This window comes from Zafaria cholistanensis (assembly GCF_008580665.1).
Lineage (GTDB): Bacteria > Actinomycetota > Actinomycetes > Actinomycetales > Micrococcaceae > Zafaria > Zafaria cholistanensis.
In genome coordinates, this window is record NZ_BKDJ01000006.1 from 161,700 (window position 1) to 186,848 (window position 25,149).

26 protein-coding genes, 1 pseudogene and 1 riboswitch are annotated in these 25,149 nt (G+C 69.9%); of the genes and pseudogenes, 18 read left to right on the plus strand and 9 right to left on the minus strand.

The features are described from left to right. Positions 1–5 precede the first annotated feature (5 nt). The gene (locus NCCP_RS07595; RefSeq protein WP_225873743.1) at positions 6–1,694 is read left to right on the plus strand and encodes a thiamine pyrophosphate-binding protein; all 1,689 of its coding nucleotides are present in this window, start codon (positions 6–8) and stop codon (positions 1,692–1,694) included. A gap of 72 nt (positions 1,695–1,766) precedes the next feature. Here the strand turns inward: NCCP_RS07595 and NCCP_RS07600 are convergent, their stop codons facing one another. The 3 genes from NCCP_RS07600 to NCCP_RS07610 all read right to left on the minus strand — a co-directional run bounded on the left by NCCP_RS07600 (position 1,767) and on the right by NCCP_RS07610 (position 3,240). Further along, complete coding sequence (locus NCCP_RS07600) at positions 1,767–2,180, minus strand: hypothetical protein (protein WP_149956634.1); 414 nt, start codon at positions 2,178–2,180, stop codon at positions 1,767–1,769. A gap of 92 nt (positions 2,181–2,272) precedes the next feature. Next, on the minus strand, positions 2,273–2,842 hold the full coding sequence (locus tag NCCP_RS07605; RefSeq protein ID WP_149956635.1) for a hemerythrin domain-containing protein: 570 nt from the start codon (positions 2,840–2,842) through the stop codon (positions 2,273–2,275). Between the two features lie 212 nt (positions 2,843–3,054). Further along, entirely contained in the window at positions 3,055–3,240 is a 186-nt protein-coding gene (locus NCCP_RS07610; protein WP_149956636.1) for a CsbD family protein, read from the minus strand. Between the two features lie 150 nt (positions 3,241–3,390). Between NCCP_RS07610 and NCCP_RS07615 the strand changes: the two genes are divergently transcribed. Next, on the plus strand, positions 3,391–4,851 hold the full coding sequence (locus NCCP_RS07615; protein WP_149956637.1) for a protein adenylyltransferase SelO: 1,461 nt from the start codon (positions 3,391–3,393) through the stop codon (positions 4,849–4,851). Between the two features lie 93 nt (positions 4,852–4,944). On the opposite strand, the gene NCCP_RS07620 is transcribed toward NCCP_RS07615, so the two are convergent. After that, complete coding sequence (locus NCCP_RS07620) at positions 4,945–5,358, minus strand: hypothetical protein (protein WP_149956634.1); 414 nt, start codon at positions 5,356–5,358, stop codon at positions 4,945–4,947. Positions 5,359–5,555: 197 nt separating this feature from the next. On the opposite strand from NCCP_RS07620, the gene NCCP_RS07625 reads away from it, so the two are divergent. From NCCP_RS07625 to NCCP_RS07690, 15 genes are all read left to right on the plus strand, one after another. Beyond that, entirely contained in the window at positions 5,556–6,491 is a 936-nt protein-coding gene (locus NCCP_RS07625) for an ATP-binding cassette domain-containing protein (protein WP_149956638.1), read from the plus strand. Between the two features lie 2 nt (positions 6,492–6,493). Next, a complete protein-coding gene (locus NCCP_RS07630) occupies positions 6,494–7,360 on the plus strand; it encodes an ABC transporter permease (RefSeq protein WP_225873744.1) in 867 nt (288 codons plus the stop codon). A 142-nt stretch (positions 7,361–7,502) separates the two neighbouring features. Further along, complete coding sequence (locus tag NCCP_RS07635; RefSeq protein ID WP_149956640.1) at positions 7,503–8,954, plus strand: sensor histidine kinase; 1,452 nt, start codon at positions 7,503–7,505, stop codon at positions 8,952–8,954. Next, a complete protein-coding gene (locus tag NCCP_RS07640; RefSeq protein ID WP_149956641.1) occupies positions 8,932–9,672 on the plus strand; it encodes a response regulator in 741 nt (246 codons plus the stop codon). The genes NCCP_RS07635 and NCCP_RS07640 overlap by 23 nt, the downstream gene beginning before the upstream one ends. A gap of 5 nt (positions 9,673–9,677) precedes the next feature. Then, on the plus strand, positions 9,678–9,842 hold the full coding sequence (locus tag NCCP_RS14960) for a hypothetical protein (protein ID WP_172627333.1): 165 nt from the start codon (positions 9,678–9,680) through the stop codon (positions 9,840–9,842). A 53-nt stretch (positions 9,843–9,895) separates the two neighbouring features. Further along, positions 9,896–11,275 carry a M18 family aminopeptidase gene (locus tag NCCP_RS07645; RefSeq protein ID WP_149956642.1) on the plus strand — a complete coding sequence of 460 codons (1,380 nt, stop codon included), beginning with the start codon at positions 9,896–9,898 and terminating at the stop codon, positions 11,273–11,275. Between the two features lie 164 nt (positions 11,276–11,439). Continuing rightward, a complete protein-coding gene (locus tag NCCP_RS07650) occupies positions 11,440–12,045 on the plus strand; it encodes a GNAT family N-acetyltransferase (protein WP_149956643.1) in 606 nt (201 codons plus the stop codon). Positions 12,046–12,226: 181 nt separating this feature from the next. After that, a complete protein-coding gene (locus NCCP_RS07655) occupies positions 12,227–14,398 on the plus strand; it encodes an acyltransferase family protein (RefSeq protein WP_225873745.1) in 2,172 nt (723 codons plus the stop codon). Positions 14,399–14,623: 225 nt separating this feature from the next. Then, a complete protein-coding gene (gene rpsF, locus NCCP_RS07660) occupies positions 14,624–14,929 on the plus strand; it encodes a 30S ribosomal protein S6 (RefSeq protein ID WP_149956645.1) in 306 nt (101 codons plus the stop codon). 41 nt (positions 14,930–14,970) lie between these two features. Beyond that, positions 14,971–15,552: a single-stranded DNA-binding protein gene (locus tag NCCP_RS07665; protein ID WP_149956677.1), complete on the plus strand. Its 582-nt coding sequence runs from the start codon at positions 14,971–14,973 to the stop codon at positions 15,550–15,552. A 62-nt stretch (positions 15,553–15,614) separates the two neighbouring features. Next, positions 15,615–15,854, plus strand: a complete 240-nt coding sequence (gene rpsR, locus NCCP_RS07670) for a 30S ribosomal protein S18 (RefSeq protein WP_149956646.1) — start codon at positions 15,615–15,617, stop codon at positions 15,852–15,854. A gap of 15 nt (positions 15,855–15,869) precedes the next feature. Beyond that, positions 15,870–16,322 carry a 50S ribosomal protein L9 gene (rplI, locus tag NCCP_RS07675; protein ID WP_149956647.1) on the plus strand — a complete coding sequence of 151 codons (453 nt, stop codon included), beginning with the start codon at positions 15,870–15,872 and terminating at the stop codon, positions 16,320–16,322. A gap of 223 nt (positions 16,323–16,545) precedes the next feature. Continuing rightward, a riboswitch (SAM riboswitch) is annotated at positions 16,546–16,659 on the plus strand. Positions 16,660–16,707: 48 nt separating this feature from the next. Then, entirely contained in the window at positions 16,708–17,217 is a 510-nt protein-coding gene (locus tag NCCP_RS07680; RefSeq protein ID WP_149956648.1) for a flavin reductase family protein, read from the plus strand. Between the two features lie 166 nt (positions 17,218–17,383). Then, a complete protein-coding gene (locus tag NCCP_RS07685; RefSeq protein ID WP_149956649.1) occupies positions 17,384–17,680 on the plus strand; it encodes a DUF1540 domain-containing protein in 297 nt (98 codons plus the stop codon). Between the two features lie 253 nt (positions 17,681–17,933). Next, a complete protein-coding gene (locus NCCP_RS07690; protein WP_149956650.1) occupies positions 17,934–18,698 on the plus strand; it encodes an IclR family transcriptional regulator in 765 nt (254 codons plus the stop codon). A 73-nt stretch (positions 18,699–18,771) separates the two neighbouring features. Here the strand turns inward: NCCP_RS07690 and NCCP_RS07695 are convergent, their stop codons facing one another. From NCCP_RS07695 to NCCP_RS07715, 5 genes and pseudogenes are all read right to left on the minus strand, one after another. Then, a complete protein-coding gene (locus NCCP_RS07695; protein WP_149956651.1) occupies positions 18,772–20,223 on the minus strand; it encodes an amino acid permease in 1,452 nt (483 codons plus the stop codon). 422 nt (positions 20,224–20,645) lie between these two features. After that, positions 20,646–21,275, minus strand: a complete 630-nt coding sequence (locus NCCP_RS07700) for a maleylpyruvate isomerase family mycothiol-dependent enzyme (protein WP_149956652.1) — start codon at positions 21,273–21,275, stop codon at positions 20,646–20,648. A 309-nt stretch (positions 21,276–21,584) separates the two neighbouring features. After that, positions 21,585–22,162: pseudogene (locus NCCP_RS07705) on the minus strand (mismatch-specific DNA-glycosylase). Positions 22,163–22,356: 194 nt separating this feature from the next. Then, entirely contained in the window at positions 22,357–23,535 is a 1,179-nt protein-coding gene (locus NCCP_RS07710) for an MFS transporter (RefSeq protein WP_149956653.1), read from the minus strand. Positions 23,536–23,819: 284 nt separating this feature from the next. Then, positions 23,820–24,758 (minus strand): LysR family transcriptional regulator, encoded by a 939-nt coding sequence (locus NCCP_RS07715; protein ID WP_149956678.1) that lies wholly within the window; start codon positions 24,756–24,758, stop codon positions 23,820–23,822. Positions 24,759–24,864: 106 nt separating this feature from the next. On the opposite strand from NCCP_RS07715, the gene NCCP_RS15630 reads away from it, so the two are divergent. Beyond that, the gene (locus NCCP_RS15630) at positions 24,865–25,137 is read left to right on the plus strand and encodes a CBU_0592 family membrane protein (RefSeq protein ID WP_479688377.1); all 273 of its coding nucleotides are present in this window, start codon (positions 24,865–24,867) and stop codon (positions 25,135–25,137) included. Positions 25,138–25,149 lie beyond the last annotated feature (12 nt).

Genomic DNA, 25,149 nt, shown 5'->3' on the forward strand with positions numbered 1-25,149 from the left:
CCCCAGTGGCCAACGCACCCCTGTCCCAGACCGTCTCCACCGCCGTGGCGGAGGTGATCGCCGAGCGTGCCGAACACCTGTTTGGGCTGATGGGCAACGGCAACGCCCACGTCATCAGCCACCTCACCCGGGCAGGGTTCCCCTTCACGTCCGCCCGGCACGAGGCCGCCACGGTTGCCATGGCGGATGCCTGGCACCGCGCCACCGGGAAGGTCGGCGTGGCCACGGCCACCTACGGGGCCGGGTTCACGAACACATACACGGCCCTGGCCGAGGCGAGGCTGGCCCGGGTCCCCCTGGTGCTGGTGGTGGGGGATGCGCCCAGCAGCGGACCGCGCGCCTTCGACATCGACCAGTCCGCCGCCGCGGCGGCCCTGGGCGTCACGACGCTGGTGGCCGGCCCGGAGAATGCGGTGGCGATTGCGCACCGGGCCTTCGACCTGGCCTTCCACACCGTCCAGCCGGTGGTGCTGGCGATCCCGTACGACCACGCCACCGCTCCGCTGAGCGGGGACGTCCCGGCCGGGGAGCTGCCCCCGCTGCCGCCCAAGCCGGCCCGGTCCGTCCCGGCGGAGGAGCTCGGCCGCGTCGCCTCCCTCCTGCGCGCCGCCGAACGGCCCCTGGTCCTGGCCGGCCGCGGGGTGCTCCTGGGCCACGCCGAGGCGGCGCTCAAGGACGTCGGTGACCGCTTGGGCGCCCTGTTCATGACCTCGGTAATGGCCGCGAACGTCGTCGGCTCCCCGTGGAACCTGGGCATCGCCGGCGGGTTCACCCGGGCCCACCGGCTCGAGCTCGCCCGGCAGGCCGACGTCGTGCTGGTGGCAGGGGCCTCGCTGAACGCTTTCCAGTCCCGCTACGGGACCCTTTTCGCCCCGGGAACACGCGTAATACGCGTCGACAACGAGCCGGATTCGGGACATCCCCAGGTCACCGACTATGTCCGCGCGGACCTGGATCCGTTCCTGCGGGACCTCGCCGCCCTCCTCCCCACGGGGGCCGGGGACGGGGCCGGCGGCGGGGGGACCTGGCGGGCCGCTGCCCCGGAGGTGGCCTCCGCGTCCTTCCGCGGCGCCGACCCGATCGAGGACCCGGCCGAGTTCGGCGAGGACGGGCGGCTCAATCCGCGCGCGGTGGTCGCGGCCCTCGAGCACATCCTGCCGGCCCAGCGCTCGGTGGTGATGGACGGGGGCCACTTCATCGGCTGGGCCCCGATGTACCTCTCGGTTCCGGATCCGCAGGCCATGGTCCTGGTGGGCACCGCATTCCAGACCATCGGGCTGGGCTTTGGTTCCGCGGCCGGCGTGTCCGCGGCGCGCCCCGAGCGCACCACCGTGTTCTTCTCCGGCGACGGCGGAGGCCTGATGGGGCTGGCCGACTTCGAAACGTTCCTGCGCACCACCCGGCGCGGGGTGGTCGTGGTGCTCAACGACTCCGCCTACGGCGCGGAGCTGCACCAATACGCCTCGAAGGGGCTGCACGAGGCGGCCATGCTCATCGACGAGGTCGACTTTGCCGCCGTGGGGCGGGCGCTGGGCGCCGACGGCATCAAGGCCACCTCGCTGGCCGACCTTGCCGTGCTCGAGGCCTGGCTGGCGACCCACGACACCGGCGTGTTCGTCCTTGACGTCGCCATCTCCCAAAAGGTCGTTGCCGACTTCATGTCCGCCTCCCTCGCCGCCGGCAGGAAACTCTGACCTGCGCCCGGCCCGGCCCGGGGATCCCTCCCGCAGGGGTGCACTCCTGGGGGCGGGGGCGTGTTGGGGTGGTTAGGTTCTGGTTGTGCCGTAGATGAATTTTTCGGCGTGGGCGACGGCTTTTTTGAAGGAGTCGTTGCGCAGGGCGGCCTGCCGGGCGTCTGCGGTGTCGCCGGGTTCGACGTATTGGGTGAAGCCCGGGTGCAGGACCCAGATGCCTCCGGTGGGTGGGAGGTAGAAGACGGCGAAGGAGCGGTTTTCCCTCTCGTCCTGCCAGACCGGGACGACGGCGACGGCTGCGCCGGTGTCCACGTTGATCCATTGGGCCCGGGGCCGGGGCTGGTCCTCGTCGTAGACGCTGGGGTCCAGGAAGGGGGCTGTGCCCGGGCCCCATTTTTCTTCGAATCTTTCATGGAATACCGGGAAGAGGGTGTCGTCGTACCGGCGCCATCCGGTGTGGCCTTCCCGGTCCTGTCCGCCGAACATGTTGCTGCCTCCTACAGCTGGTAGCCGCAAAGATGTGCATTGTGTGGGTGCGGATATTTTAGTCCCGCCGCGGCCGGGACGGCCCGTTTCCCCTAGCCGGTGTGGCGGCCGGTGAGCTTGTCGCGCAGCCGGTCCACCATGCCGACGCCGGCCCCGACCGTCTTGTGGAAGAGCTCCGAATGCGGGGCGTGGGGATGCGGGCGGGTGGGAGCGAGTTTCTTGGCATGCTCGACCTTTTCGCCCAAGGAGACGAGTTCGCCGGCGGGGATGTGGGTCCGCAGTTGCGGGAACTGCTCCGTCTCCTCGTCGTTGGCGTGGTGGCGCAGCGTCTCTTCCAGCTTGTGGACCAGTTCCATGAACACGGGATCCGATCCATCGGCGTCCTCCAGGCCCTTCATGAGCTGGACGATCTCGCCGTGTTCCTTCTTGTCGTGCTCCACCTTCTCGGCCCCGTCGGGTACGTGCTTTTTCACGGCCGGATAGACGAACATCTCCTCGGCCACGGCATGGCGCATGACCTCGGCAATCAACGTGTCAGCCAGGTCCCTCCGCTCGGCCGGGTCCGGGGCCGCCTTGATCCGGGCGAGCAGTTCGATCATGTCCTGGTGGTCGGCGGTGAGGATGTCAACGACATCCCGGCCGGCTGCAGGGGTCTCGGTCATCGGTCGCTCCTTTTGACATGTGCCTTTTGGTGTGTGTCTTTTGGCGTGTACCTGCGGGCGGGTGCCCGGGGCTGGAAACGGACTTCCGTTCAGGTCCGCCAGGACCTGCCTTCGGGCGCGGCGCACCTGCCGGCGGACCGTGCGGCCCCGCCGGCTCCCACAGGTCCGGCAGTTGGCTGCCGGACCTGTGGGCGCGCGGTTGGGGTGGGCGGCTACTGTCCGGTGATGTCCTTCGCCGCGTCCTTGACGTGCTCGCCGGCCTGCTTGATGCCCGCGCCGGCCTGGTCCTTCTGGCCCTCGGCCTGCAGGCTCTCGTTGCCGGTGGCGTCGCCTGTCTTTTCCTTCGCCTTACCGGCGGCTTCCTCGGCCTTGTTGCTGATCTTGTCTCCGAGTCCCATGGTGGGTTCCTCCTCCGATCGTGTGCAGCAGGATGGATGCTTTCCAACGTACGGACCGGCGTCGTGCCTTGGCAAGGACGGCCGCATAGTCCCAGCACCCGCAGGCCCTCCGGCCAGACAAGTGGCCTCGGCGGCGCGTATGCTGAATGGATGGATGCGCCGGCCCAGTCCACCGTGGTCTTTGACAGTCACTTCGCGCGCGAACTGCCGGAGATGGCGATTCCGTGGCGGGCGGAGGAGTTCCCGGATCCCCGGATGCTGGTGCTGAACGAGCCGTTGGCAACATCCTTGGGCTTCGATCCGGCATTCCTGCGGACCCCCGACGGTTTACTGCTGCTGACGGGCCAGCGGCCCCCGCAGGGGTCGGCACCGGTGGCCCAGGCGTATGCGGGACACCAATTCGGCTGGTACTCGCCCCGCTTGGGTGACGGGCGGGCCCTGTTGCTCGGCGAGGTTGTCGACGGCACCGGCAAGCGCCGCGACATCCACCTCAAAGGTTCCGGGCAGACTCCTTTCGCCCGGGGCGGGGACGGGTTTGCCGCTATTGGCCCCATGCTCCGCGAATACATCGTCAGCGAGGCGATGCACGCCCTCGGCGTGCCCACGACGCGGTCCCTGGCCGTCGTCGCGACGGGACAGTCCGTCTCCCGAGAGACCCTGCTCCCGGGCGCGGTGCTGGTGCGGGTGGCCAGCAGCCACCTGCGCGTGGGCAGTTTCCAGTACGCCCGGGCCACGGGCAACGCCGACCTCCTGCGCCGCCTGGCGGACCATGCCATCGCCCGCGACCATCCCGCCGCCGCGCAGGCCGAGAACCCCCATCTGGCACTGTTCCAGTCGGTGGTGTCGGCCCAGGCATCGCTGATCGCGCAATGGATGCTCGTGGGATTCGTCCACGGGGTGATGAACACGGACAACATGACCGTGTCCGGCGAGACTATCGACTACGGTCCCTGCGCCTTCATGGACGCCTTCAATCCTTCCGCGGTGTACAGCTCGATCGATGAGACGGGCCGGTACGCCTACGGCAACCAGCCGCTGGTGGCGGAGTGGAACCTCGCCCGGTTCGCCGAGGCCCTCCTGCCCCTTTTCGACCCCGACGAGGACCGGGCGGTCGCGCTGGCACAGGAATCATTGGGGGCCTTCTACCCGCAGTACAGCGCGGCGTGGCTGGCCGGCATGAAGGCCAAGCTCGGACTGCCGGGCCTTGAGGATTCCGCCGCGTCTTCGCTGGCCAAGGAGCTGACCGGCCTCCTGCAGGCCGCGGGGGCCGACTACACCTCGTTCTTCCGCGCACTCGGCCGGGCCGCCGGCGGCGACGACGCTCCGGTCATCGCGTTTTTCCAGGACCCCCAGCCCCTGCGGGAGTGGCTGGGGCGCTGGCGGGCGCTGGCTCCCGACGCCCGGGCCATGGAGAGGACCAACCCGGCCTACATCCCCCGCAACCACCTCGTCGAGGAGGCGCTGGCCGCCGCCGCGGCGGGGGACCTGGACCCCCTGCGCCGCCTGCTGGGAGCCGTCACGGCCCCCTATGACGAACGGCCGGGCCTGGAGCGCTACGCCGCCCCCGCGCCCGAGGACTTCGGAACGTACCGCACCTTCTGCGGCACCTGAACGACCTGAGGCACCTGAACGACGGCGGCACCTGAAGGGCGGCGCACCCCCTCGCGGTGGTGCACTCCTGGGGGCGGGGGCGTGTTGGGGTGGTTAGGTTCTGGTTGTGCCGTAGATGAATTTTTCGGCGTGGGCGACGGCTTTTTTGAAGGAGTCGTTGCGCAGGGCGGCCTGCCGGGCGTCTGCGGTGTCGCCGGGTTCGACGTATTGGGTGAAGCCCGGGTGCAGGACCCAGATGCCTCCGGTGGGTGGGAGGTAGAAGACGGCGAAGGAGCGGTTTTCCCTCTCGTCCTGCCAGACCGGGACGACGGCGACGGCTGCGCCGGTGTCCACGTTGATCCATTGGGCCCGGGGCCGGGGCTGGTCCTCGTCGTAGACGCTGGGGTCCAGGAAGGGGGCTGTGCCCGGGCCCCATTTTTCTTCGAATCTTTCATGGAATACCGGGAAGAGGGTGTCGTCGTACCGGCGCCATCCGGTGTGGCCTTCCCGGTCCTGTCCGCCGAACATGTTGCTGCCTCCTACAGCTGGTAGCCGCAAAGATGTGCATTGTGTGGGTGCGGATATTTTAGTCCCGCCGCGGCCGGGACGCACGCGGAAATGGACCCCTAGGGAAGCACCCCTAGTCCCATAGGCGGAGACCCGCCGCGGCAAGATCATCCGCCCGGAGGGCGCCGGCGGAAACCGGCTTCCGTAGCGTTGAAGCCATGATCCAGGCACACTCTCTGGCCAAGACCTACGGCCCCAAGCGCGCGGTCGACGGCGTCACGTTCACCGTCCAACCCGGCAAGGTCACGGGCTTCCTCGGGCCCAACGGCGCCGGCAAATCCACCACCCTGCGGATGGCCATGGGCCTTGACCGCCCCACCTCCGGAACCATCACCGTCAACGGCAAGGCACTCGCCGGGCACCGGGCCCCGCTGCGGGAGGTTGGGGCGCTGCTCGAGGCCAAGTCCGTCCACAAGTCCCGCACCGCCCGCGCCCACCTCCTGGCGCTGGCGTCCACCCACGGCATTGGCCGGGCCCGTGTCGACGAGGTCATCGGCATCACCGGCCTTGGCACCGTCGCCGGCAGGAAGGTCGGCGGGTTCTCCCTGGGCATGGGCCAGCGCCTCGGCATCGCGGCCGCCCTGCTGGGGGATCCCCAGACCCTGATCCTGGATGAACCAGTCAACGGCCTGGATCCCGAAGGCGTGCTGTGGGTGCGCAACCTCGCCCGGGGCCTCGCCGCCGAGGGCCGCACCGTGTTCCTGTCCTCGCACCTGATGAGCGAGATGGCGCAGACCGCGGACCACCTGATCGTCATCGGCCGGGGCAGTATCCTTGCCGACGCGCCGATCGCGGAGATCCTTGCCGCCCGGAACCGCATCCGCACGCTGGTGCGCACCGAACAGCCCGCCGAGCTGATGAACGCCCTCGCGGCCCCCGGCGTGACCCTCACCCGGCTGGACGCCGAGACATTCGAGGTGCTCGGCGCGGACGCGCGGACCATCGCCCGGCGCGCGCTGGAGCGGCAGGTCCTCCTCCACGAACTCACCCCGCTGCAGGCGTCCCTCGAAGAGGCGTACCTGGAGCTGACCAAGGACGACGTCGAGTACCAGTCGAGCGTCGGGGCTGTCCCCGGTGCCGGAAAGCAGGCATGACCATGGCAACGCAACAGACCGCGGCCCAGCTCCGGCACGACGACGGCCGGTACGGCGACGGCCGGAGCGGCGGCGGGCACGTCACCTTCGGGCGTGTGCTGCGCTCGGAAATCATCAAGTTCCGCAGCCTCCTCTCCACCCTGGTCCTGGTGCTGGCTACCGTGGCCGTGCTGGTCGGCTTCGGCGCCCTCGGCGCCTGGGGCGTCGGCTCGGCGCTGGAGGCCACGGGTCCGGAGGCCTTCATGGCCGAAGGGGGCCCGGACCGCATTGCCAACACGCTCGCCGGCAGCGGCGTCACCTTCGCCCAGCTGATCATCGGCTCCCTGGCCGTGCTGGTCATCAGCTCCGAATTCGCCACCGGCTCCGCACGCTCCACCTTCGCCGCGGTTCCGAAGCGCTACCCCGTGTTCCTCGCCAAGGTGCTCCTGGTCGCCGTCGTGTCCTTCGTGGTTTCGGCCGGCTCCATGCTGCTCACCGCCATGGTGATCAACCCGATCGTGGAGCACTACGGACTGGAGCAGGACACCGGCTCCGGGGATTTCCAGCGCATGCTCTGGATCGGTTCCCTGTACGTCACCGCCGTCGCGCTGAGCGGCTTCGCGCTCGGAGCACTGCTGCGCAACTCCGCCGGCGCCATCGTCTCCCTCGCCGGGCTGTTCTTCGTGCTGCCGGTCGCCTGCCAGCTGATCCCGGGCGAATTCGTCGCTGACCTGCGCCGGTTCCTGCCCTCCGAGGCAGCCAGCCAGCTGATCACCGGCTCCACCGGGCCGGAGACACTGGAACTGTGGCAGTCCTGGGTGGTCCTCGGGGCGTGGGTGGTTGTCCCGCTGGCGCTGGCCGGTACCGTGCTGCAGCGCCGGGACGTTTAGTCCCGAACCTTCCCGGCCACCAGCCCTCCAGTCCCGGGTGGGTCGGCGGAACGAACGGCCGCCGCCCCGCCCGGAACACCCCTTCTACCGTGCTCTTCCCCTGCTCCCTTCCACCCCGGCCGCCGAAAGCTAAGCTCAGACCATGACCCCAGCCCCGCAGCAGGAGACGCCGGAGATCCCCGACGTCTCCTTCGCCGAGCTGTCGGCGCAGCGGCAGGGACCGCTGCGCCGCTTCATGCGCGGGCGCCCGATCGCCGTGGATGCCGCCGTCTGCCTGCTCTACCTGCTCCTCTCCGCGGCGGGACCCGTGCAGGGGCTGCAGCGCGGGGACTGGATCCCCGCGTCCCTGACGCTGGCAGCGGCCGGCCTGCTGTTCCTGCGCCGGCGCTACCCGATGGCGGTCCTGGCCGGCGTCGCGGTGCTGGAAACCGCGGCCATGGCGGCCCAACCGCTGGATTCCAAGAACGGCGTGGGCCTGTGGATTGCCCTGTACTCGGCGGCCACCCAGTACTCGGGCAAGCGCATGTTCATGCTGGCCGGGCTCATCAGCGGGGTCCAGACCCTGGCGATGGCCGTCGTCCTGCCCTCGGCGGCCCTGCACCCGCTGCCGGGCCAGGAGCTGGCCGCCGCCACGATTGCCGAGGACCCGGCGATCGTGTGGCTGGGGGCGGCCCTGATGGCGGCGCTGAACCTCGGCGCCGTGGCCCTGGGTGCCTGGGTGCGCAACAGCCGGCTGCACGAGGCCGAACTGGCCAACTGGGCCAACCGGGTCCGCACCCTGGCCCAGGCCTCCGAACGGAACCGGATTGCCCGCGAGATGCACGACGTCGTGGCCCACTCGCTCTCGGTGATGGTGGCGCTCTCCGACGGCGCCGCCGTCGTCATCAAGCGCGACCCCGAACGTGCCGCCGAGGTGCTGCGCGAGCTCTCCTCCACCGGACGCGGCGCGCTCGCGGACATGCGCCGCGTGATCGGTGTCCTGCGGGCCGGACCCGACGCGCCGCTGCAGCCGCAGCCGGCGGCCGGGTCGCTGAAGGAGATGCTGGACGGCTTCCGCGTCGCCGGGGTGCCGCTGAAGTTCGGACGCACCGGCCCGGACCTGCCGGAGGACGCCAGCTTCCAGCTCACCGTCTACCGCATCATCCAGGAAAGCCTGACCAACGTGCTGCGCTACGGCCGCGGGGTGAGCCGGGTCGAGGTGCTCATCGCCCGCGACGGGGACACCGTGCGGATCAGGGTCGCGGACAATGGCCAGCTGGCCGGAGCGGCGCGGGAGGCCGTGGGCAGCGGACAGGGCCTGCGCGGGATCGCCGAGCGGGCCGCCATCTTCGGCGGCTCCTCCTACGCCGGGCCCGGCCCGCAGGGGGGCTGGGTGGTGCACGTGATCCTGACCGTCCCGGAGGACCCGGACCCGGGTCCGGCCGGCGGCACCACGGCCGCGGGCCCCGCCAGCACCGGACCCGCGCGCGTCAGCACCGGCATCCCGCCCGACAGCACACGCACCACCGCCACAGGCACGAACGCTCCAGGCACGAACGCCACCAACACAACCACAAGGGGGGAGGTCCGGCATGGACCACGCAACGACGTCTAGCGGCCCGGTCGCCGAACGGGATCCGGGGGCACCCATCAGCGTGCTGCTGGTCGATGACCAGCCGCTGCTGCGCATGGGGTTCCGGCTGATCCTTGAGGGCGAACCGGACCTGCGGATCGTCGGGGAGGCCTCCGACGGCCGCGAAGGCGTGGCTGAGGCCGCCCGACTGCAGCCCGACGTCGTGCTGATGGACGTGCGGATGCCGGCGATGGACGGCATCGAGGCCACCCGGCGCATCGCCGCGGCCGGAGGGTCTTCGCGGATCATCATCCTGACCACCTTCGACCTCGACGAGTATGCGTTCGCCGGGCTGCAGGCCGGCGCCTCCGCCTTCCTGCTCAAGGACGTCGCCCCGGAGGAGCTGGTCCAGGCGGTGCGCCTGGTGGCCAGCGGCGACGCCGTCGTCGCCCCGCGCGTGACCCAGCGCCTGCTGGAGACCTACGTCCGCGGCGCCGGCGCCGCGCGGCCCCAGCCGCCCGCCCCGGAGCGGGATCCGCTGCTGGAGGACCTGACCCCGCGCGAGCTTGAGGTCCTGGGCGCGATGGCCGAGGGCCTGTCCAACGCGGAGATCGCCCACCGCTTCTTCCTCTCGGAGGCGACCGTCAAGACGCACGTGCGCCGGATCCTGACCAAGCTGCACCTGCGGGACAGGGTTCAGGCGGTGGTCTACTCCTACGAAACCGGACTGGTGGTTCCCAGCCAGGGACTGGACTTTTGAGCCCCATGAACATCGAATTCCTCCGCAACCCGTGGTTCATGGTGGCCGTGCTGCTGCTCTCCGGCGGCACGTTCCTGGTGGCGGTGCTCGGAGCGTCCACGGCGGGCTGGAGTAGCATCGTGCTGGGCGTGGGGATGTTCCTCTTTGCCCGCTACCGGCAGGGCGTCTAGCCGCGCGCTGGACCGGCACCGAAGCAACCGGACCGACGGGAAGGGCACCGACGATGGCCCCCAGCAGCACCGCGCAGGAGAACACCGCCGCACCGGACGGTGCTGTTCCGGACCAAGCGGCTGCCCCGGACGGTGCTGTCCCGGACCAAGCAGTTGTCCCGGACCATGCGGCCGGGCACCTCGCCGACCTGGGCGCCTTCGTGGCCGCCTCCCCGTCCAGCTTCCATGCCGCCGCCGAGGCCGCCCGGCGCCTGGACGCGGCCGGGTTCGTGGGCCTGGCCGAGGCGGACCCCTGGCCGGGCGGTCCCGGGTCCTACTATGCGGTGCGCGACGGCGCGATCATCGCCTGGGTGGTCCCCGACGGCGCCGGTGCCGCCACCGGATTCCACATTGTCGGCTCCCACACCGACTCCCCCTCCTTCAAGCTCAAGCCCAAGTCCACCACCGGCCGCCACGGCTGGCTGCAGGCCGGCGTCGAAATCTATGGCGGACCGCTGCTGAACTCGTGGCTGGACCGCGAGCTGCTGCTCGCGGGGCGGATTGTCCTGCTGGACGGGTCCGAGCACCTGGTGCGCACCGGCCCGCTCCTGCGTTTCCCGCAGCTGGCCATCCACCTGGACCGCTCGGTCAACGAGGGGCTGACGCTGGACCGGCAGCAGCACATGAACCCGGTGTGGGGGACCGGGGACCCGGCGCAGGCGGACCTGCTGGCGCTGCTGGCCCGGGCCGCGGGGGTGGACCCGGCCCGGGTGGGCGGGTACGACGTCGTGGCCGCCGATGCCCAGCCGGCGGCGGTCTTCGGCGGGGACGGGGAATTCTTTGCCTCCGGCCGGCTGGACAACCTCTCCTCCGTGCACGCGTCCCTGGCGGCGCTGATCGGGCATGCGGCCTCGCCCGCAGGCGGGCACATCGCGGTGCTGGCGGCCTTCGACCACGAGGAAATCGGCTCCGCCACCCGCTCCGGTGCCTCGGGGCCGTTCCTGCAGGAGGTCCTCGAGCGCATTTCCGCCGGTCTCGGCGCCGGCCTGGAGGACCGTGCCCGCGGATATGCGGACTCGGTGTGCGTCTCCGCGGACGCCGGGCACGCCGTCCATCCGAACTACCCCGAGCGCCACGACCCGGCCAACCGGCCGCTGGTGGGGGCCGGCCCGCTGCTGAAGATCAACGCGAACCAGCGCTACGCCACGGATGCGGTCGGTGCGGCACTGTGGGCGCGCCTGTGCGCCGAGGCGCAGGTGCCTTACCAGGAGTTCGTGTCCAATAACGCCATGCCGTGCGGCTCCACGATCGGACCGCTGACCGCGACCCGGCTGGGCATCCGCACCGTGGACGTGGGCATTCCGCTGCTGTCGATGCATTCGGCCCGCGAGATGTGCGGGGCCGAGGATCCGCACCGGCTCGCCCGCGTGGCCCGGGCGTTCTTCGCCGCCTGAGACGGCGCCCCGGCCGCGCTGTCCCGGATTTGGTGGAAAAGGCGGCCCGCTTCCGCCGGGACCCGGGACAGCGTGCGCTGCGGGGGCGGATTCTTCGCAAGCGCCGCCCGCGGGGGCATCATGGTGGGTGGAGACCGGCACGGACCCGAAGGGCGGTGGCGAACATGGCGGAAGCGGCCTTTGCCTTCAAACCCACGCTGCAGGGCGAACGGACCCTGCTGCGCCCGTTCCAGTCCCAGGACATCGAGGCCATGGGACCCATCCTGGCCGACCCCGAGGTCCTGCACCTGACCGGAAGCGTGCACGCCTCGGCCGAACTGGTGGGCCGTCCCACCGCCCTGGACGCCAAGACGCGCCATTGGTACCGGACCCGTGCGGACCAGCCGGACCGGATGGACCTGGCTGTCGTGGACCCTGGGACCGGCGAATGCGTGGGGGAGATTGTCCTCAACAACTGGGAGCCGGGCAACCAGACGTGCAGCCTGCGCATCCTCCTTGGCCCCCGCGGCCGCGGCCGCGGCTTGGGCACCGAGGCCATCCGGCTGCTGCTGGACTACGCGTTCGCCCAGACGGACCTGTTCCGGATCGAGCTCGAGGTCTACTCGTTCAACACCCGCGCCCTGCGTGTCTACGAGCGGGTGGGATTCATCCCCGAGGGACGCCGCCGCGCCGCGCACGTCTTCGATGGCGTCCGCTTCGACGCGATCACCATGTCGGTGCTGCTGCCGGACTGGATGGAAGGGACCGCCCCGGCGGACCCGCTGCCGTGAGCGCATCCCGGCGCCCGGCCCCCTGCATGCCACCGCCCGTTCACCCTGCCGTGGTGAAGTGGGCACCGTGAACCGCCCCGATTCGCCCCCGACCGCCGGGTCTCCAGCAGCCGGGTCCGACGCAGCAGGGTCCGACGCAGCCGGGTCCGGCCCCGGGCCGGGCCGGCCTTTCCTCCCCGAGGTGCAGGCGCTGCGCGCCCTGGCCGTCCTGCTGGTGGTCTTTTACCACTTCACGCCCGGCCTGGTCCCGGGCGGCTTTGTGGGAGTGGACGTCTTCTTCGTGATTTCCGGGTTCCTTATCACCGGACACCTGCTGCGGGAGGCCCGCGCCACCGGGCGGATCGACCTGCCGGCTTTCTGGGCCGGGCGCGTCCGGCGGATCCTTCCGGCGGCGCTGGCCACCGTTGCCGCCGTCGTGGCCGCGACACTGCTCCTCGAGCCGGAAACGCAGTGGGGGCAGGCCAGCCGCCAGGCCCTGGCCAGCGTCTTCTCCGTGCAGAACTGGGTCCTGGCCGCCGACGCGGTGGACTACCTGGCCGCGGAACACCAGCCCACGGCCCTGCAGCACTTCTGGTCCCTCGGCGTCGAGGAACAGTTCTACCTGTTCTGGCCGCTGCTGGCCGCCGGCGCGGCCGCCCTGGCCGCCCGACCGGGCGCCCTTGCCGTCCTGCGCGCCGCTCTGGGGGACCGGCTCCGGACCCGGTTTCGGGACCCTTTCCGGGCCCTGGTCGGGGCGCTGTTCGGCGCAGTGGCGGCGGCATCGCTGGGCTGGAGCATCCACCTGACCGGAACAGGGGACCCCGCCGCCTACTTCGCCACACCCACCCGCGTCTGGGAACTGGCCGCCGGCGGCCTGCTCGCCCTGGGCATGGCGCCCGGACAGGGAGCCGAACAGGGAGACGGCAAGTCAGGCGGATCGGGAACCGGGAGCCGGTGGCTCCGCCGCCACCGGCTGTGGCACCCCGGGCTGTGGCGTCCGTGGCTGTGGTCCGGCCCGGCCCGCGCCGTGGTGGCGCTCGCCGGGTTCGCGGCAGTCGCCGCGGCCGCCTTCGGGTACGACGCCGCCACCCCCTTCCCCGGCAGCGCGGCCGCACTGCCGGTGGCCGGGACGGCGGCCGTGATCGCGGCCGGACGGACGTCCGGGCCGCTGGCGCTGAACCGCCTGCTTGGCCTGGCGCCGGTGCAATGGATGGGGGAGGTGTCCTACTCGCTCTACCTGTGGCATTGGCCGGTGCGGGTGTTCCTGGGTCCGCGCATCACCGGCTGGGGTCCGGCTGCGCACGGCGGGGCCGTGCTCCTCCTGCTGCCGGCCGCCCTGCTGCTTGCCGCGGCCAGCCACCGCTTCATCGAGGTTCCGGCCCGCCGGTTCGCCCCGCTCGCGGCGTCCCGCTGGCGGACCCTGGCGGCCGGCACCGCCGCCGTCGTGCTCGCCGCGGCCCTCGCCGCGGTGCCGGCGGTGTGGCAGGAGGCCGTGGTGGCCGCGCAGCAGGGGGCGGTGGGCCAACTGCTCGCCGAGCCGCCGCCGGATTTCGGCGCCTCTGCCGCGGGGCCGCTGCCGCCAGCCTATGTGGGTGGGAGCCGGACGGTGGTTCCCGTGCCCGCGCGCGCGGAGCAGGACCGGCCCCGCCTGGGCCCCTGCATCCAGGCGGCCGATTCCGGGGAAAGGCGCGAGTGCGAGTTTGGGGCCGCTGACGGGGCCCTGACGGTCGCCCTGATCGGGGACTCCCATGCGGTGCAGTGGTACGAACCCATGCTGCGGACCGCTGAGCGCAACGGCTGGGGCTTGGTCACCTACCTGAAAAACTCCTGCCCCTTCACCGCCGCGACGCGCACGCTGGAACTGCAGGGCCGCGCTGAATGCGCCAGGCCCAACAGGCTGGCGCTGGAACGCATCCTGGAGCGGGGGGACATCGACGCGGTGGTGACCTCCTACTGGGGCGGGGCCGAATTTGCCGGATCCGCCGCGGAGGGGTTCGCCGCCTATTGGGAGCGGCTGGAGGATGCGGGCATCAAGGTGTACCCGATCGTGGACACCCCGCGGCCCGGCCACGCGGCGCCCGCTCCCGACTGCGTCGTGAAGCATGCGCCGGACCCGCGCCCGTGCGGCGCCGCCGAGGGCAGGGCCTTCGAACGCGCTGACGCAACCCGCCGGGCCGCCGGACTGGAGCCCCGGGTGGAGGTCCTGGACTTCCGCGACAGGTTCTGCTCCGACGGGTTCTGCCCGGCAGTGGTCGGTAACGTGCTGGTCTACCGGGACCACCACCACGTCACCGACACCTACATGCGCACCCTGGCGCCGGAGTTCGCGGACCGGCTGGGGTCGGCCCTGCGCGCCGACGGGCTGGACTGGTAAGACCCGGGCCCTCCACAGCCCTGGAACGGCCCGCGCCCGCGCACTGCCGGAGGGCGGGCGCGGCCGCCCTCCCTCCGGCGCGGTTAGGGTGGGGCTCGGCGATCCGGTAGGATAGGTCAGGCTGTTTCCGCCGTGTCCGCAACCGGGCAAGGGCGGGAACACAACGCAAAGAACCTCCTGTTACGGAAATCCCGTGACCGCTTAGCCCGAAGGAGGTGGGTTCACATGCGTGCTTACGAACTGATGGTGCTGATCGACCCCGAGGTCGACGAGCGTACCGTTGAACCGACTCTTGGCAAGTTCCTCGACGTCGTCCGCAACGATGGCGGAACCATCGACAACGTAGACGTCTGGGGCCGCCGCCGCCTGGCCTACGACATCAAGAAGAAGAACGAGGCCATCTACGTGGTGGTTAACTTCACCGCAACCCCGGCCACCTCCGCGGAGCTTGACCGCCAGCTGTCTCTGAACGAGACGATCCTGCGCACCAAGATCATCCGCCCGGAGGACCAGAAGGTTTCCGCAGAGTAATTCTGCGGTTTCCCTCGTAGAACACGACGACAGGAGGCATGATGGCAGGCGAAACCGTCATCACGGTCATCGGTAACCTCACCGGTGACCCGGAACTTCGTTTCACCCCGTCCGGGTCCGCAGTGGCGAACTTCACCATTGCCTCGACCCCGCGGACCTTTGACCGCCAGAGCAACGACTGGAAGGACGGCGAAACGCTGTTCCTCCGGGCATCGGTCTGGCGCGAGGCTGCCGAAAATGTCGCCGAGACGCTGACCAAGGGCATGCGCGTCATCGCCCAGGGCCGGCTGAAGTCGCGTTCCTACGAGACCAAGGAAGGCGAGAAGCGCACCGTCATCGAGCTTGAGGTCGATGAAATCGGCCCGTCGCTGCGGTACGCCTCCGCCAAGGTCACCCGCACCCAGCGCTCCGGCGGTGGCAACGGCGGCTTCGGCGGTGGCAATGCCGGCGGTTTCGGCGGTGGCAACGCAGGCGCCAGCGCCGGTGGTTTTGGCGGCGGCAATGCCGGCGCCAACCCCGGCGGCGGCTGGGGCGCCCCGGCCGAGGACCCGTGGGGTTCCCCGGCTTCCGGCAACGGCGGAGGCTGGGGCGGCAACCCGGGCTCCGACGAACCGCCTTTCTAAACAACTTATCCACCATCCCGCAGAGCACTTCTGCGGGCTCCCCTTAGTAAAGGAGCTCCACGATGGCTAAGGCTGAACTCCGTAAGCCCAAACCAAAGTCCAACCCCCTTAAGGCCGCTGACGTCAAGGTCATCGACTACAAGGACGTCGCGCTGCTGCGCAAGTTCATCTCCGACCGCGGAAAGATCCGTGCCCGTCGCGTGACCGGCGTCTCCGTCCAGGAGCAGCGCAAGATCGCCCAGGCCATCAAGAACGCGCGCGAAGTTGCCCTGCTGCCTTACTCCGGCGCTGGCCGCGGCTAAGGAAGGGAAAACAACATGGCAAAGCTCATTCTGACCCATGAAGTCACCGGCCTGGGTGCCGCTGGCGACGTCGTCGAGGTGAAGGACGGTTACGCACGTAACTACCTGCTGCCGCGCAACTTCGCCATCACCTGGAGCAAGGGTGGCGAGAAGCAGGTCGAGTCCATCAAGGCCGCCCGTGCTGCCCGCGCCGTCGCTTCCCTGGAAGAGGCCAAGCAGCTCGCTGCGTCCCTGTCCGCCAAGCCGGTCAAGCTGACCGTCAAGGCCGGCGCGACGGGCCGCCTGTTCGGCACCGTCAAGACCGACGACATCGCCAAGGCAGTCGAGGCCGCTGGCCTGGGCAAGATCGACAAGCGCAAGGTGGAGATCACCGAGCACATCAAGTCGACCGGTGCCCACCAGGCCACCGTCCGCCTGCACGAGGACGTCTCCGCGACCATCGACCTGCAGGTCGTCGCCGCGAAGTAGGTCTGGCAACAGATCCCACCGGTGCCCCTGGGTACCGCGTGGCGGAAGGGCCCCGCTTCGGCGGGGCCCTTTTGCGTGCCCGGGGGCCGGGGGCCGCCGGGCCGCCATTCCTCAGGTGGAGTTCCGCGCGCGTGGAAGTTCGCCGGCCTGCTTCGACGCAGTACGCAACAGAAGCCGGTGGCCCTTTGACTGGGCATCCGCCCGCCCCGTAGCGTGGGAGGCGAATCAAGAGCGTCAACGCGTAGCCCTGGCTTGTTGGCCGACAACCCTCTTCAGGTAGTGGGGTGTTCCAGGTGATGATTCGGCCGTCCGGAAAACCGGCCGGCAAGTACCGCGCGGAACGCGTCCACGCCGCCCCCGCGCCCGACGCCGAAGGATCAACGCCATGGCCCTCACCGATGACCTCTCCGCGAACTCCCTGCGCACGGCCTTCTCCCGCTTTCCCTCTGGTGTTGCGGCGCTGTGCGCGATCGTCGACGGCGAGCCCCAGGGCATCGTCGCCTCCTCCTTCACGGTGGGCGTTTCCCTGGACCCGCCCCTGGTGATGTTCGCCGTGCAAAACTCCTCCCGCACCTGGCCGGTGGTGCGCCGCAGCGGGAGGATTGGCGTATCCATCCTTGGCGAGGGCCACGAGGACGTCTGCCGCCAGATCTCCGCCCGCACCGGCGACCGTTTCGCCGGGCTGGCCCTGGACTCCACGGACGGGGGCGCACTGTTCCTGCACGAGGCCGCCCTGTGGCTGGACTGCTCCGTGGAACAGGAAGTCCCGGCCGGGGACCACCACGTGGTGCTGCTGCGGGTGCACGGCCATGCCGCGCCCGAGGGGGACAACGCCCCACTGGTCTTCCACGGTTCCGCGTTCCGCCGGCTGGAGACCCGCGACGCGCTGGTCTAGCTGTACGCCTGGTCCACGGCCGGCGCCGGGATCTGCCTGGCCGGGTGAAATTCATGACTGGAAGAAATTAGGGCACGACAGAATGCCTTTTTGATTCGGCCGGGCCGGATTACCTTGGAAACAGGGCGCCGCCCGGCCCGGGCGGCCGAAACACGGAGGAACTGCCATGACCGTCACCTCGCATGTGGGCGACTGCACCGTCACCAACTGCTCCTTCAACGAACACACCGAATGCCATGCCGGCGCCATCACGGTCGCCGGCGGCGAGGACCATGCAGCCTGCGCCACGTTCATCGACACCGGCGCCCACGGCGGCCTACCCAAGGTCCTCGCGGGCATCGGCGCCTGCCAGCGCGCCGAATGCGTCCACAACGAGCACCTGATGTGCCAGGCACCCGCGATCCAGGTCGGTCCCGGCGCGGACAATGCCGACTGCCTCACCTACGAACACCGCACCGCCTAGGCAAAGGAGCCCCGGCCGCGGACCGGGCTCTTTCCGCCATCCCGCAAACATCATCGGCGATCGGGCCGGACGGCCGGACGCATGCGCAAGAGGGGAGCCCGCGTTGCGGGGTCCCCTCTTGCGGATGATTTCCGGGCAGCGCTGGGAGACGGCCGGGTTGGCCCGCCCTTCATCGTGTTCTATAATCGAACTTACAGTTCTGAAATGGAATTCTATTCTCCGAGATAGCCTTGAGTGGCGTTCGACATAATGGATGCCCCCCAGCTCCGCCGAAAGGTCCGCCGTGCCCAAGACAGCAGAAACCGCCAAGCCGGTTGATTCAGCGCATTCGCAGACCCTTTCGCGCGGCATCCGGCTTCTGGAAGTCCTGGCGGAGGCTCCCGGGCCGATGACCATCGCCGAACTGGCGGAGGCCTTGGGAGTGCACCGTTCAATCGCCTACCGCATTCTGCGCACGCTGGAGGACCACCGGCTGGTCACCCGCGATGAGTCGGGGAGGGTCCTTCCGGCCCCTGGCCTGGCCGCCTTGGCGCGCAGCGTGCAGCGGGACCTGCAGACGGCGGCGCTGCCCGAACTGACGGCGCTGGCCAACGAGTTGTCGATGTCCGCCCTCGTCGTCGTCTGGGATCACCGCGAGTGCATCACCCTGGTCACGGTGGAGCCGCGTGACGGCCAGGCCACCGTGCTCCAGCGGCCCGGCACCCGCCATCCGCTGGGACTGGGGGCCCCCGGGATCGCAATCCAGTCCACCTACACCGAGGAGGAGTGGTACGCCTCGGATGTGCCCGGAGACTACCGGCCGGTAGTGGCGGAGGCGCGCCGTACCGGGTTTGCCACGAGCCACGACGAGGTCATTTCCGGCGTCTCCTCCGTCGCCGCCCCGCTGGTGGTGCCGGGCCAGCTGCGCGCGGCGGTCGCCGTCGTCTACGCGTCCGCGGCCAGCAGCCTGGATCCGGCCCTGATGGGCCGGCGCCTGGTCGAGGCCGCCGATGCCATTAAGCGCGCCCTGGGCGCCTGAGGCCCGGCAGAACGCCGGGCCGGACGACGGCGGATGGCCCGGCCCGGGCGCACTTCCGGGGTAGGGCGGGCGGTCATTCGCGGGTGGCGAGGTCGTGCCGGTAGTTGGGGCCGTCGGGGTTGAGCACCGAGTGCCGGCGTCCATAGGCGAAATAGACGATCAGGCCGATCGCCAGCCAGACGCCGAACCGGGCCCAGGTCTCCGGGTCCAGTTGCAGAATGAGGAACAGCGAGGCCAGGACGCCGAAGATGGGAACGATGGGCATCAGTGGCAGGCGGAAGGTGCGCGGGGCGTCCGGGCGGGTGTAGCGGAAGATGATGACCGAGACGCATACGACGACGAAGGCCGAGAGGATACCGATGTTGGTCAGGTCGGCCACGGCCCGGATGGGCAACGCCCCTGCCAGCAGGGCGGAGCCGATTCCGGCAATCCACGTCACCCGCTGCGGGGTGCCGTTGCGGTCGGTGTGGGCGAACCAGGCGGGCAGCAGTCCGTCGCGGCTCATGGAAAACCACACCCGGGTGACCCCCAGCAGGAACGTCAGCATGACGGTGAGGATGGAGAGTACGGCGAACACCGAGATGATGGTGGCGATCACCGGCAGGCCGACGCTGGCGAACGCCGAGGCAAAGCCCGCCTCCGGGTCGATGTCCCGGTAGTTCTGCATGCCGGTCAGCACCAGGGTGGCCCCGACATAAAGGACCATCGCGATAACCAGCGACAGGATGATGGCCTTGGGCATGTGCCTGCGGCCTTCCTTGGCCTCCTCGGCGGCGGTGCTCATGGCGTCGTAGCCGAAGACGGCGAAGAAGGCCGTGGCTGCCCCGGCGAGCACCGGTCCGAAGCCGGAGGGCATGAACGGGTTGTAGTTGTCGGTGTCGAGGTAGAAGACGCCCAAGCCGATGATGAACAGGATCAGCAGGACCTTGATGCACACCGCGATCAGTTCGAAGCGGCCGAAGGTCTTGGTGCCGCGGCTGAGGATGAAGGTCACCAGCAGGCAGAACAGGATGGCGGGCAGGTTGATGATCCCGCCCTCGCCCTGGTCCGGGGTTGAGGTCAGGGCCGCCGGCAGTTCGATCCCGAGGCCGGAAAAGAAGGCCTCCGCGTATCCGGAGATGCCAATGGCGACCACGGCGACGATGGCGATGTACTCCAGCAGCAGGTCCCAGCCGATGAACCAGCCAATGATTTCCCCCAAGGCCACGAACCCGTAGGTATAGGCGGATCCGGACCGGGGGATCATCCCGGCGAACTCGGCGTAGGAGAGCGCCGCGGCCGCCGAGGCCAGCCCGGCGATCAGGAAGGAGACCAGGACGGCGGGTCCGGTGCCGGGGTTGTCGGCGTCGCCGTGCGCCACCAGCCCGGCCAGGGAGAAGATGCCGACGCCGACGATGCCACCAACACCGATTGCCGTCAGCTGCCACAAGTTCAGGCTCTTGGCCAGCACGCCGTGCCTGGTTTCCTCCTCGACCAGGTCAAGGGGCATGCGCCGCATCACGGACTTGGGATTCTGCACTTTCATGAGTGGCCCTGCCTTGGTAGGGCCCCTTGCGGGGCGGGCGATGCTCGGATGCCAGAAGCGCCAGGTGCCCGCGGTGGGTATCTTGAGCCTCTGGGTGGTGGACACGGAGAAGCGTGGGAGAGGGGCTGGACCCGACGGTGTGCCTGGCCTGTGCCGAGGATCGCACGGGAAGGGCGCCAGGGTCCATGTTCTTCAGCCGCCCGCCTTACCCGGGCAGTCCCGTTGGGGTATTCGACCCGCATATGCCAGCGAAAAACCATTGGGGCTGCTCCGGGTTGTGTTGGTTCCTCGGCCTGCCCTTAAGCGGACGGGTGGTCCCACAACCCCTCCGCATCAGGCTGCGGAAGAGGAACGGCAGGGAAGCCGGGGAAGGAGTCGGGCCCACCTCCCGAGACGCTTGAGTCGGGCCGCCCGGGCTCAGCTCATGAACACCGATCCGCAAGGATGGATGCGCCAGGCCCTGAGAGCTCGGCGCAGTACGCCCGGCGGCCTGTCATGCCCATGATGAGGGCGAGGCTCGTACCGCGCACGGCCTTGCCCTGACCGATAGTGAGGCCGCTGTCGGTCGCCTCGAGCCGGAGGCCTGCAATGCGCTTTTTCGCGATTACCACCTGGTCGGTTCCGGCGTAATAAGACAGCACCGCATCGAGGCTCTGCCGCGGGTACGCGCGCACCAGTCCAAGCGGCCGGCGAATGTCCTCTCCATGCACCAGCATCTCCCCCAGAAGAGCCACCCGGGGCAGTGGGGGCGATGTCCGGCTTCCAATCGTTGACCGGAACAGGACAAGGGTGTCGCGGTGGTCGGAGCCCAGTTGCTCATTGAGCCGCTCGTGGACCTGCCGATCGAAGTCGAACCGCGCACGGAGGACGCCGAGAAACCAACGCGGAGCGGAGACTGCTCCGCTGACGGTCATATGGGCAAGGACTTCGCGGACTGACAGTCCCGTACAAAGCGAGGGTGTGGCCCATTCCTCTGCATCAAGGGGTTCGAGCTGCTCAACAAGAGCCTGGCGCTCGGTATCGATGCTCCTCCACAGGGCGTCCCGCTTCATGGGTCCATCATTGCGTACGGCCGGCCCGTTCCTCGCGAACACCTCCTCCCTCGTGCCGTTCAGGCGGTCCGGATTGCCGGCGGGGGCCTGTGGCGGGAGCGGTAGGCCGCCGAACGCTACCGTGGAAGCACGCCCGCCGGCCCCGCGCGGGCGTCGCCGTCGTGCTGCGCACCGCCGGCGGCGGCACCGGGGAATTCACCGGCCCAGCCGCCGTCGAAACCGCAGTTTCCGGTCCGCTTTCCTGAGCCCGCTTGCCCGGTGCCAGAACCGCCCGGCCCGCCTGACTGAACCCGCTTGGCCCGGCCCGGCTCAGCGTGCCGGGCGGCCCGGGATCCCGGCGGCGTCGGCGATGGCCCGGTAGGCATCCGCCAGGTCGTCCAGGCTGGAGTGGGCGTTCAGGCCGCTGGGATTCGGCGCGACGTGCAGTTCGGTCTCCGGCCACGGCGAAGGCTGCCGGCCGGACCGTGCCCGCGGCTGCCCGAAGGCCGTCCGGTAGGCGGTGATCCCCAGGACCGCGACGACGCGTGGGCGGCGTGCGCGAATCAGCGCGTCCAGCCTTTCCGCCCCGCGAGCAGCTCCTCACGGCTGAGCTCATCGGCGCGGGCGGTGGCCCGGTGGCAGATGTTGCTGATGCCGATGCCCCGGGCCGCCAGGTGCGCAAGGTCTTCCTCCCGGTAGCCTTCCGACGCGTCGATCAGGCGGTCGGTGACCCCGGCCCGGAACAGCGCGGGATAGAAGCGGTTCCCCGGACGGGCAAAGTGCGCGCCGGTGGCCGCCGTCCAGAGCCCGGGATTGATGCCCACGAACAGGAGGCGAAGCGGGTCCGGCAACAGGTCGGGCACGGTCGCGTCGCGGAAGGACTCCAATTCGGTGCGCGTGTATCCCACCTCCCCAGCCTACCGATCCCGCCCGCCTGTGGATCCTGCTCGGGCGGCATGACTGGCGGAACCGCCGGTCGCAAAGGAGTTCGCCGAGCGGTTGCCTGCACAGGCCAAGGCCTGAAAAGGGGGACCGGCAGCCGAATCACGAAAAAGGTCGCCCAGGAGCGGGCCGAGTGGTTGCTCCCTCCGCTGGACCCGGTCTACCGGTTGCTGCCCAGCGGCAGTTGCTCGCTGTCATTCGCGGCTGCCGGATAGGCGGTCATGAGCGCGGCCGATGCAACCCAAATGAGGCCGATGCCTGCCACCGTGAGGGCGCCGTCGAGGCTGGTCGTGAATCCGGCCAGCGCGGCACCGGCCGCGAAGGCGGTTGTGCGCAGGCCCGCGCCAACAGTGAAGACCTGGGACCTGAGGCGGGATGGACTCAGCCGGCTGCGGAGGTGGAGCATGGCGGTGGTCGCGGATGCGGTGAAGACGCCCGACAGGCCGATGGCGATGATCGTCCAGGCCGCCCCCAGATCCAGGGCCGCGGCGATGGTGAACAGTCCGGTGGCGAAAAACCCCGCCATCATGACGGCCGGAGGCCGGGCGCGGGTGGGCCGGACCGTCTCCCACAGTGCCCCAAGGAGGCTGCCTATCGCAAAGGACGTGACCAGCAGCGCTGCGTCGTTCGGAGCCCCGGTCCGCTCGATCGAAAGGGCCACCGCGGCAACGGCCAGCCCGCCCTGGCCCAGTTGGCTCAGGGTGGATGCGCCGGTCACTACGGCAAGAGGGCGGTGCCCGAGGATATGGCCGAGTCCCTCAAGGACCGACCGTCCGATGGAAACGCCTGCGCCCGCATGGGACCGCAGTCTCATGGCCGCGGTGCCGAGGGCCCCGAAAAACGCGGCAGCGGCCAGCACCCCCAGGGCGGCCTGGGCTGGAAAGAAAAGCGCCACGACGGCGACCAGGGCAGGTCCTGCGACCGCGGACAGGTTGTAGGAGAGCGCGTCATAGGCGAAGGCGCGGCGCTGGTCGGGGATCGCGTCCGCGACAAAACTTGAAAGGCCGCCCATATAGAAAGGCGCAACCGCACCAGCCAGCACCAGGGACGCCAAGACCACGGGAAGAGGGATGTGGCCGAGGAACACCGCCACGGCAAAGGCGGCGGCGGTCAGTAAGCCTGACCCCGCGATCAGCAGGCGCGGGCGGCGGGCCCGGTCCAGGACGGCGCCAACAAACGGTGCCGCGAGGACACTCGGGCCGAGCGAGACGGCAACCAGTACGCCTCCCAAGCCAACATCGTTCATCTGCTGGACGGCCAGAATCGGGATGGCCACGGCGGAACCGGCGGAAGCCAGCCTTGGGGGCACCGACGCGGCGAGATATCCGAGGGTGCTCATCCTTGGGTAAGACTGCCTTTCGGTCGTGGCCGGCGTGGCAATCGGCCCTCTGGGCTCGGGCCGGGCCGGAGCGGCCCCACCCGGCGTCCGGGTGGAATGCTTCGACCTTACCCACAAGCCAAACGTGAGGGGTACCCGTCGCCGGGACCGTTAATCCCGCTCGGCCACGCCTGAAATTCCGCTGCCCTGCCGGAGAAGGCACGATACCTCCCATGCGGGAGGCAACCGCACGAACAGCAGCCATTCGGGTGGTTGTTGTGGCAGGGGCAGCTGCAGCGTAGAGGCTAGGACCCGGATCTCGGCGCGACGTCCAGGGCGTCGAATGCGGCCACCGATTCGCGCATAAGGCGTGCGACGGTGTCCACCGGGGTGCTGAGGGGCCGGCGCCGGTCGAACCGCCGCAAAACGATGCGCCGGGTGCCAAGTCCGGGGACGTCCAGGACTTCTACGCCGTCTTGGGCGACGCCGCTCAACGCCAGGGCGGGTATGACGGCCGCGCCTTCCCCCGCGGCCACCAAGGCGAGCGCAGTTAGCGTGTCATAGTACTGGTGGACGATCTCCACTTGGGCGCCCGTGGACTGGCGAAGCCGGCCGACCACCGAGGCGTTGGCGGCCGAGGGCTCGACGCCGAGCCACGGAAGCGGCAGCCGGGCAAGGTCGACGTTTTCGGTAGTGAGCAGGACCCCCGAGGGAACCACCAGCTTCCAAGGCTCATCCAGGAGCGGCTCCTCGGACATTCCGGCGGGCAGTTGGCGCTGGGCGGCCGTGGCCGAATCGAGTTCGACCACCACCGCGTCAAGCTCGCGCTGGCGCAGCAGGCGCATCAACGCCGGGAGATCGTCTTCAACGATCCGCACCTGCAACTGTGGGTACAGGGCGCGCCATTCGGGCAGGCGCGGGATGACCATTGCCCGAAGAAAGCTCGTAAATCCGCCCACCCGCACGACACCGGCGAGCTCGGCTCCGCCTTCCATCCGGGCGCGGGCGACGCTGAGGGCGCGCTCGATCTCCTCGGCAGCCTCCGCCATGGCCAGGCCGGCGGGCGTCAGCACGGAGCCCCGGGGGGTCCGCACGACCAAGGCGTGCCCCGTTTCCCCCTCCAACTTATTGAGCTGCTGGGAAACGGCCGAAGGCGTGATTCCCAGCTCGTCGGCGGCAGCGAGCACCCCGCCCGTGCGGGCAATAGCCAGAAGTATGCGCAGGCGGCGCGGGTCGATGTCCATATTTAGCATTTATAAACACTGAATGCAGCGGAATGCAATTGATCTAAAGTGCCGGGAGACTAATAATTGCTGCTGGAGGCACGGGTTCGCAGGGAGGGGAGGGGCGATGCTGGCCGCAGCGCTGGGTTGGTTGGGAACAGCCGGAACTTTTCTGGCGTACGCCATGCTGTGGAAGGGTCGTCTCACCTCGGAGTCCCGCCTGTATGCCGTCCTCAACATGGCCGGCGGCCTGATGGCCGGGAGTGCCTGCGCCCTCTATGGGGCGTGGCCCGGCGCCGCATCCAACTTCGCGTGGGCTGCCTTGGGCATTCATTCGATGGTCCGCACGTCGCGCCGGCGCCCCGCGGCGGCCCCGGTGGTGGCTGCCTCTAAGAACTGATCCGGCCAGTCA

What these genes read in the sequence shown, in the direction of transcription:
- rpsF (WP_149956645.1), top strand. Translation starts at nt 14,624, where the DNA reads ATGCGTGCTTACGAACTGATGGTGCTGATCGACCCCGAGGTCGACGAG.
- NCCP_RS07710 (WP_149956653.1), bottom strand. Translation starts at nt 23,535, where the DNA reads ATGAGCACCCTCGGATATCTCGCCGCGTCGGTGCCCCCAAGGCTGGCT.
- NCCP_RS07635 (WP_149956640.1), top strand. Translation starts at nt 7,503, where the DNA reads ATGACCCCAGCCCCGCAGCAGGAGACGCCGGAGATCCCCGACGTCTCC.
- NCCP_RS07695 (WP_149956651.1), bottom strand. Translation starts at nt 20,223, where the DNA reads ATGAAAGTGCAGAATCCCAAGTCCGTGATGCGGCGCATGCCCCTTGAC.
- NCCP_RS07640 (WP_149956641.1), top strand. Translation starts at nt 8,932, where the DNA reads ATGGACCACGCAACGACGTCTAGCGGCCCGGTCGCCGAACGGGATCCG.
- rpsR (WP_149956646.1), top strand. Translation starts at nt 15,615, where the DNA reads ATGGCTAAGGCTGAACTCCGTAAGCCCAAACCAAAGTCCAACCCCCTT.
- NCCP_RS07665 (WP_149956677.1), top strand. Translation starts at nt 14,971, where the DNA reads ATGGCAGGCGAAACCGTCATCACGGTCATCGGTAACCTCACCGGTGAC.
- NCCP_RS07650 (WP_149956643.1), top strand. Translation starts at nt 11,440, where the DNA reads ATGGCGGAAGCGGCCTTTGCCTTCAAACCCACGCTGCAGGGCGAACGG.
- NCCP_RS07625 (WP_149956638.1), top strand. Translation starts at nt 5,556, where the DNA reads ATGATCCAGGCACACTCTCTGGCCAAGACCTACGGCCCCAAGCGCGCG.
- NCCP_RS07610 (WP_149956636.1), bottom strand. Translation starts at nt 3,240, where the DNA reads ATGGGACTCGGAGACAAGATCAGCAACAAGGCCGAGGAAGCCGCCGGT.
- NCCP_RS15630 (WP_479688377.1), top strand. Translation starts at nt 24,865, where the DNA reads ATGCTGGCCGCAGCGCTGGGTTGGTTGGGAACAGCCGGAACTTTTCTG.
- NCCP_RS07630 (WP_225873744.1), top strand. Translation starts at nt 6,494, where the DNA reads ATGGCAACGCAACAGACCGCGGCCCAGCTCCGGCACGACGACGGCCGG.
- rplI (WP_149956647.1), top strand. Translation starts at nt 15,870, where the DNA reads ATGGCAAAGCTCATTCTGACCCATGAAGTCACCGGCCTGGGTGCCGCT.
- NCCP_RS07680 (WP_149956648.1), top strand. Translation starts at nt 16,708, where the DNA reads ATGGCCCTCACCGATGACCTCTCCGCGAACTCCCTGCGCACGGCCTTC.
- NCCP_RS07700 (WP_149956652.1), bottom strand. Translation starts at nt 21,275, where the DNA reads ATGAAGCGGGACGCCCTGTGGAGGAGCATCGATACCGAGCGCCAGGCT.
- NCCP_RS07685 (WP_149956649.1), top strand. Translation starts at nt 17,384, where the DNA reads ATGACCGTCACCTCGCATGTGGGCGACTGCACCGTCACCAACTGCTCC.
- NCCP_RS07645 (WP_149956642.1), top strand. Translation starts at nt 9,896, where the DNA reads ATGGCCCCCAGCAGCACCGCGCAGGAGAACACCGCCGCACCGGACGGT.
- NCCP_RS07615 (WP_149956637.1), top strand. Translation starts at nt 3,391, where the DNA reads ATGGATGCGCCGGCCCAGTCCACCGTGGTCTTTGACAGTCACTTCGCG.
- NCCP_RS07600 (WP_149956634.1), bottom strand. Translation starts at nt 2,180, where the DNA reads ATGTTCGGCGGACAGGACCGGGAAGGCCACACCGGATGGCGCCGGTAC.
- NCCP_RS07715 (WP_149956678.1), bottom strand. Translation starts at nt 24,758, where the DNA reads ATGGACATCGACCCGCGCCGCCTGCGCATACTTCTGGCTATTGCCCGC.
- NCCP_RS14960 (WP_172627333.1), top strand. Translation starts at nt 9,678, where the DNA reads ATGAACATCGAATTCCTCCGCAACCCGTGGTTCATGGTGGCCGTGCTG.
- NCCP_RS07620 (WP_149956634.1), bottom strand. Translation starts at nt 5,358, where the DNA reads ATGTTCGGCGGACAGGACCGGGAAGGCCACACCGGATGGCGCCGGTAC.
- NCCP_RS07690 (WP_149956650.1), top strand. Translation starts at nt 17,934, where the DNA reads ATGCCCCCCAGCTCCGCCGAAAGGTCCGCCGTGCCCAAGACAGCAGAA.
- NCCP_RS07605 (WP_149956635.1), bottom strand. Translation starts at nt 2,842, where the DNA reads ATGACCGAGACCCCTGCAGCCGGCCGGGATGTCGTTGACATCCTCACC.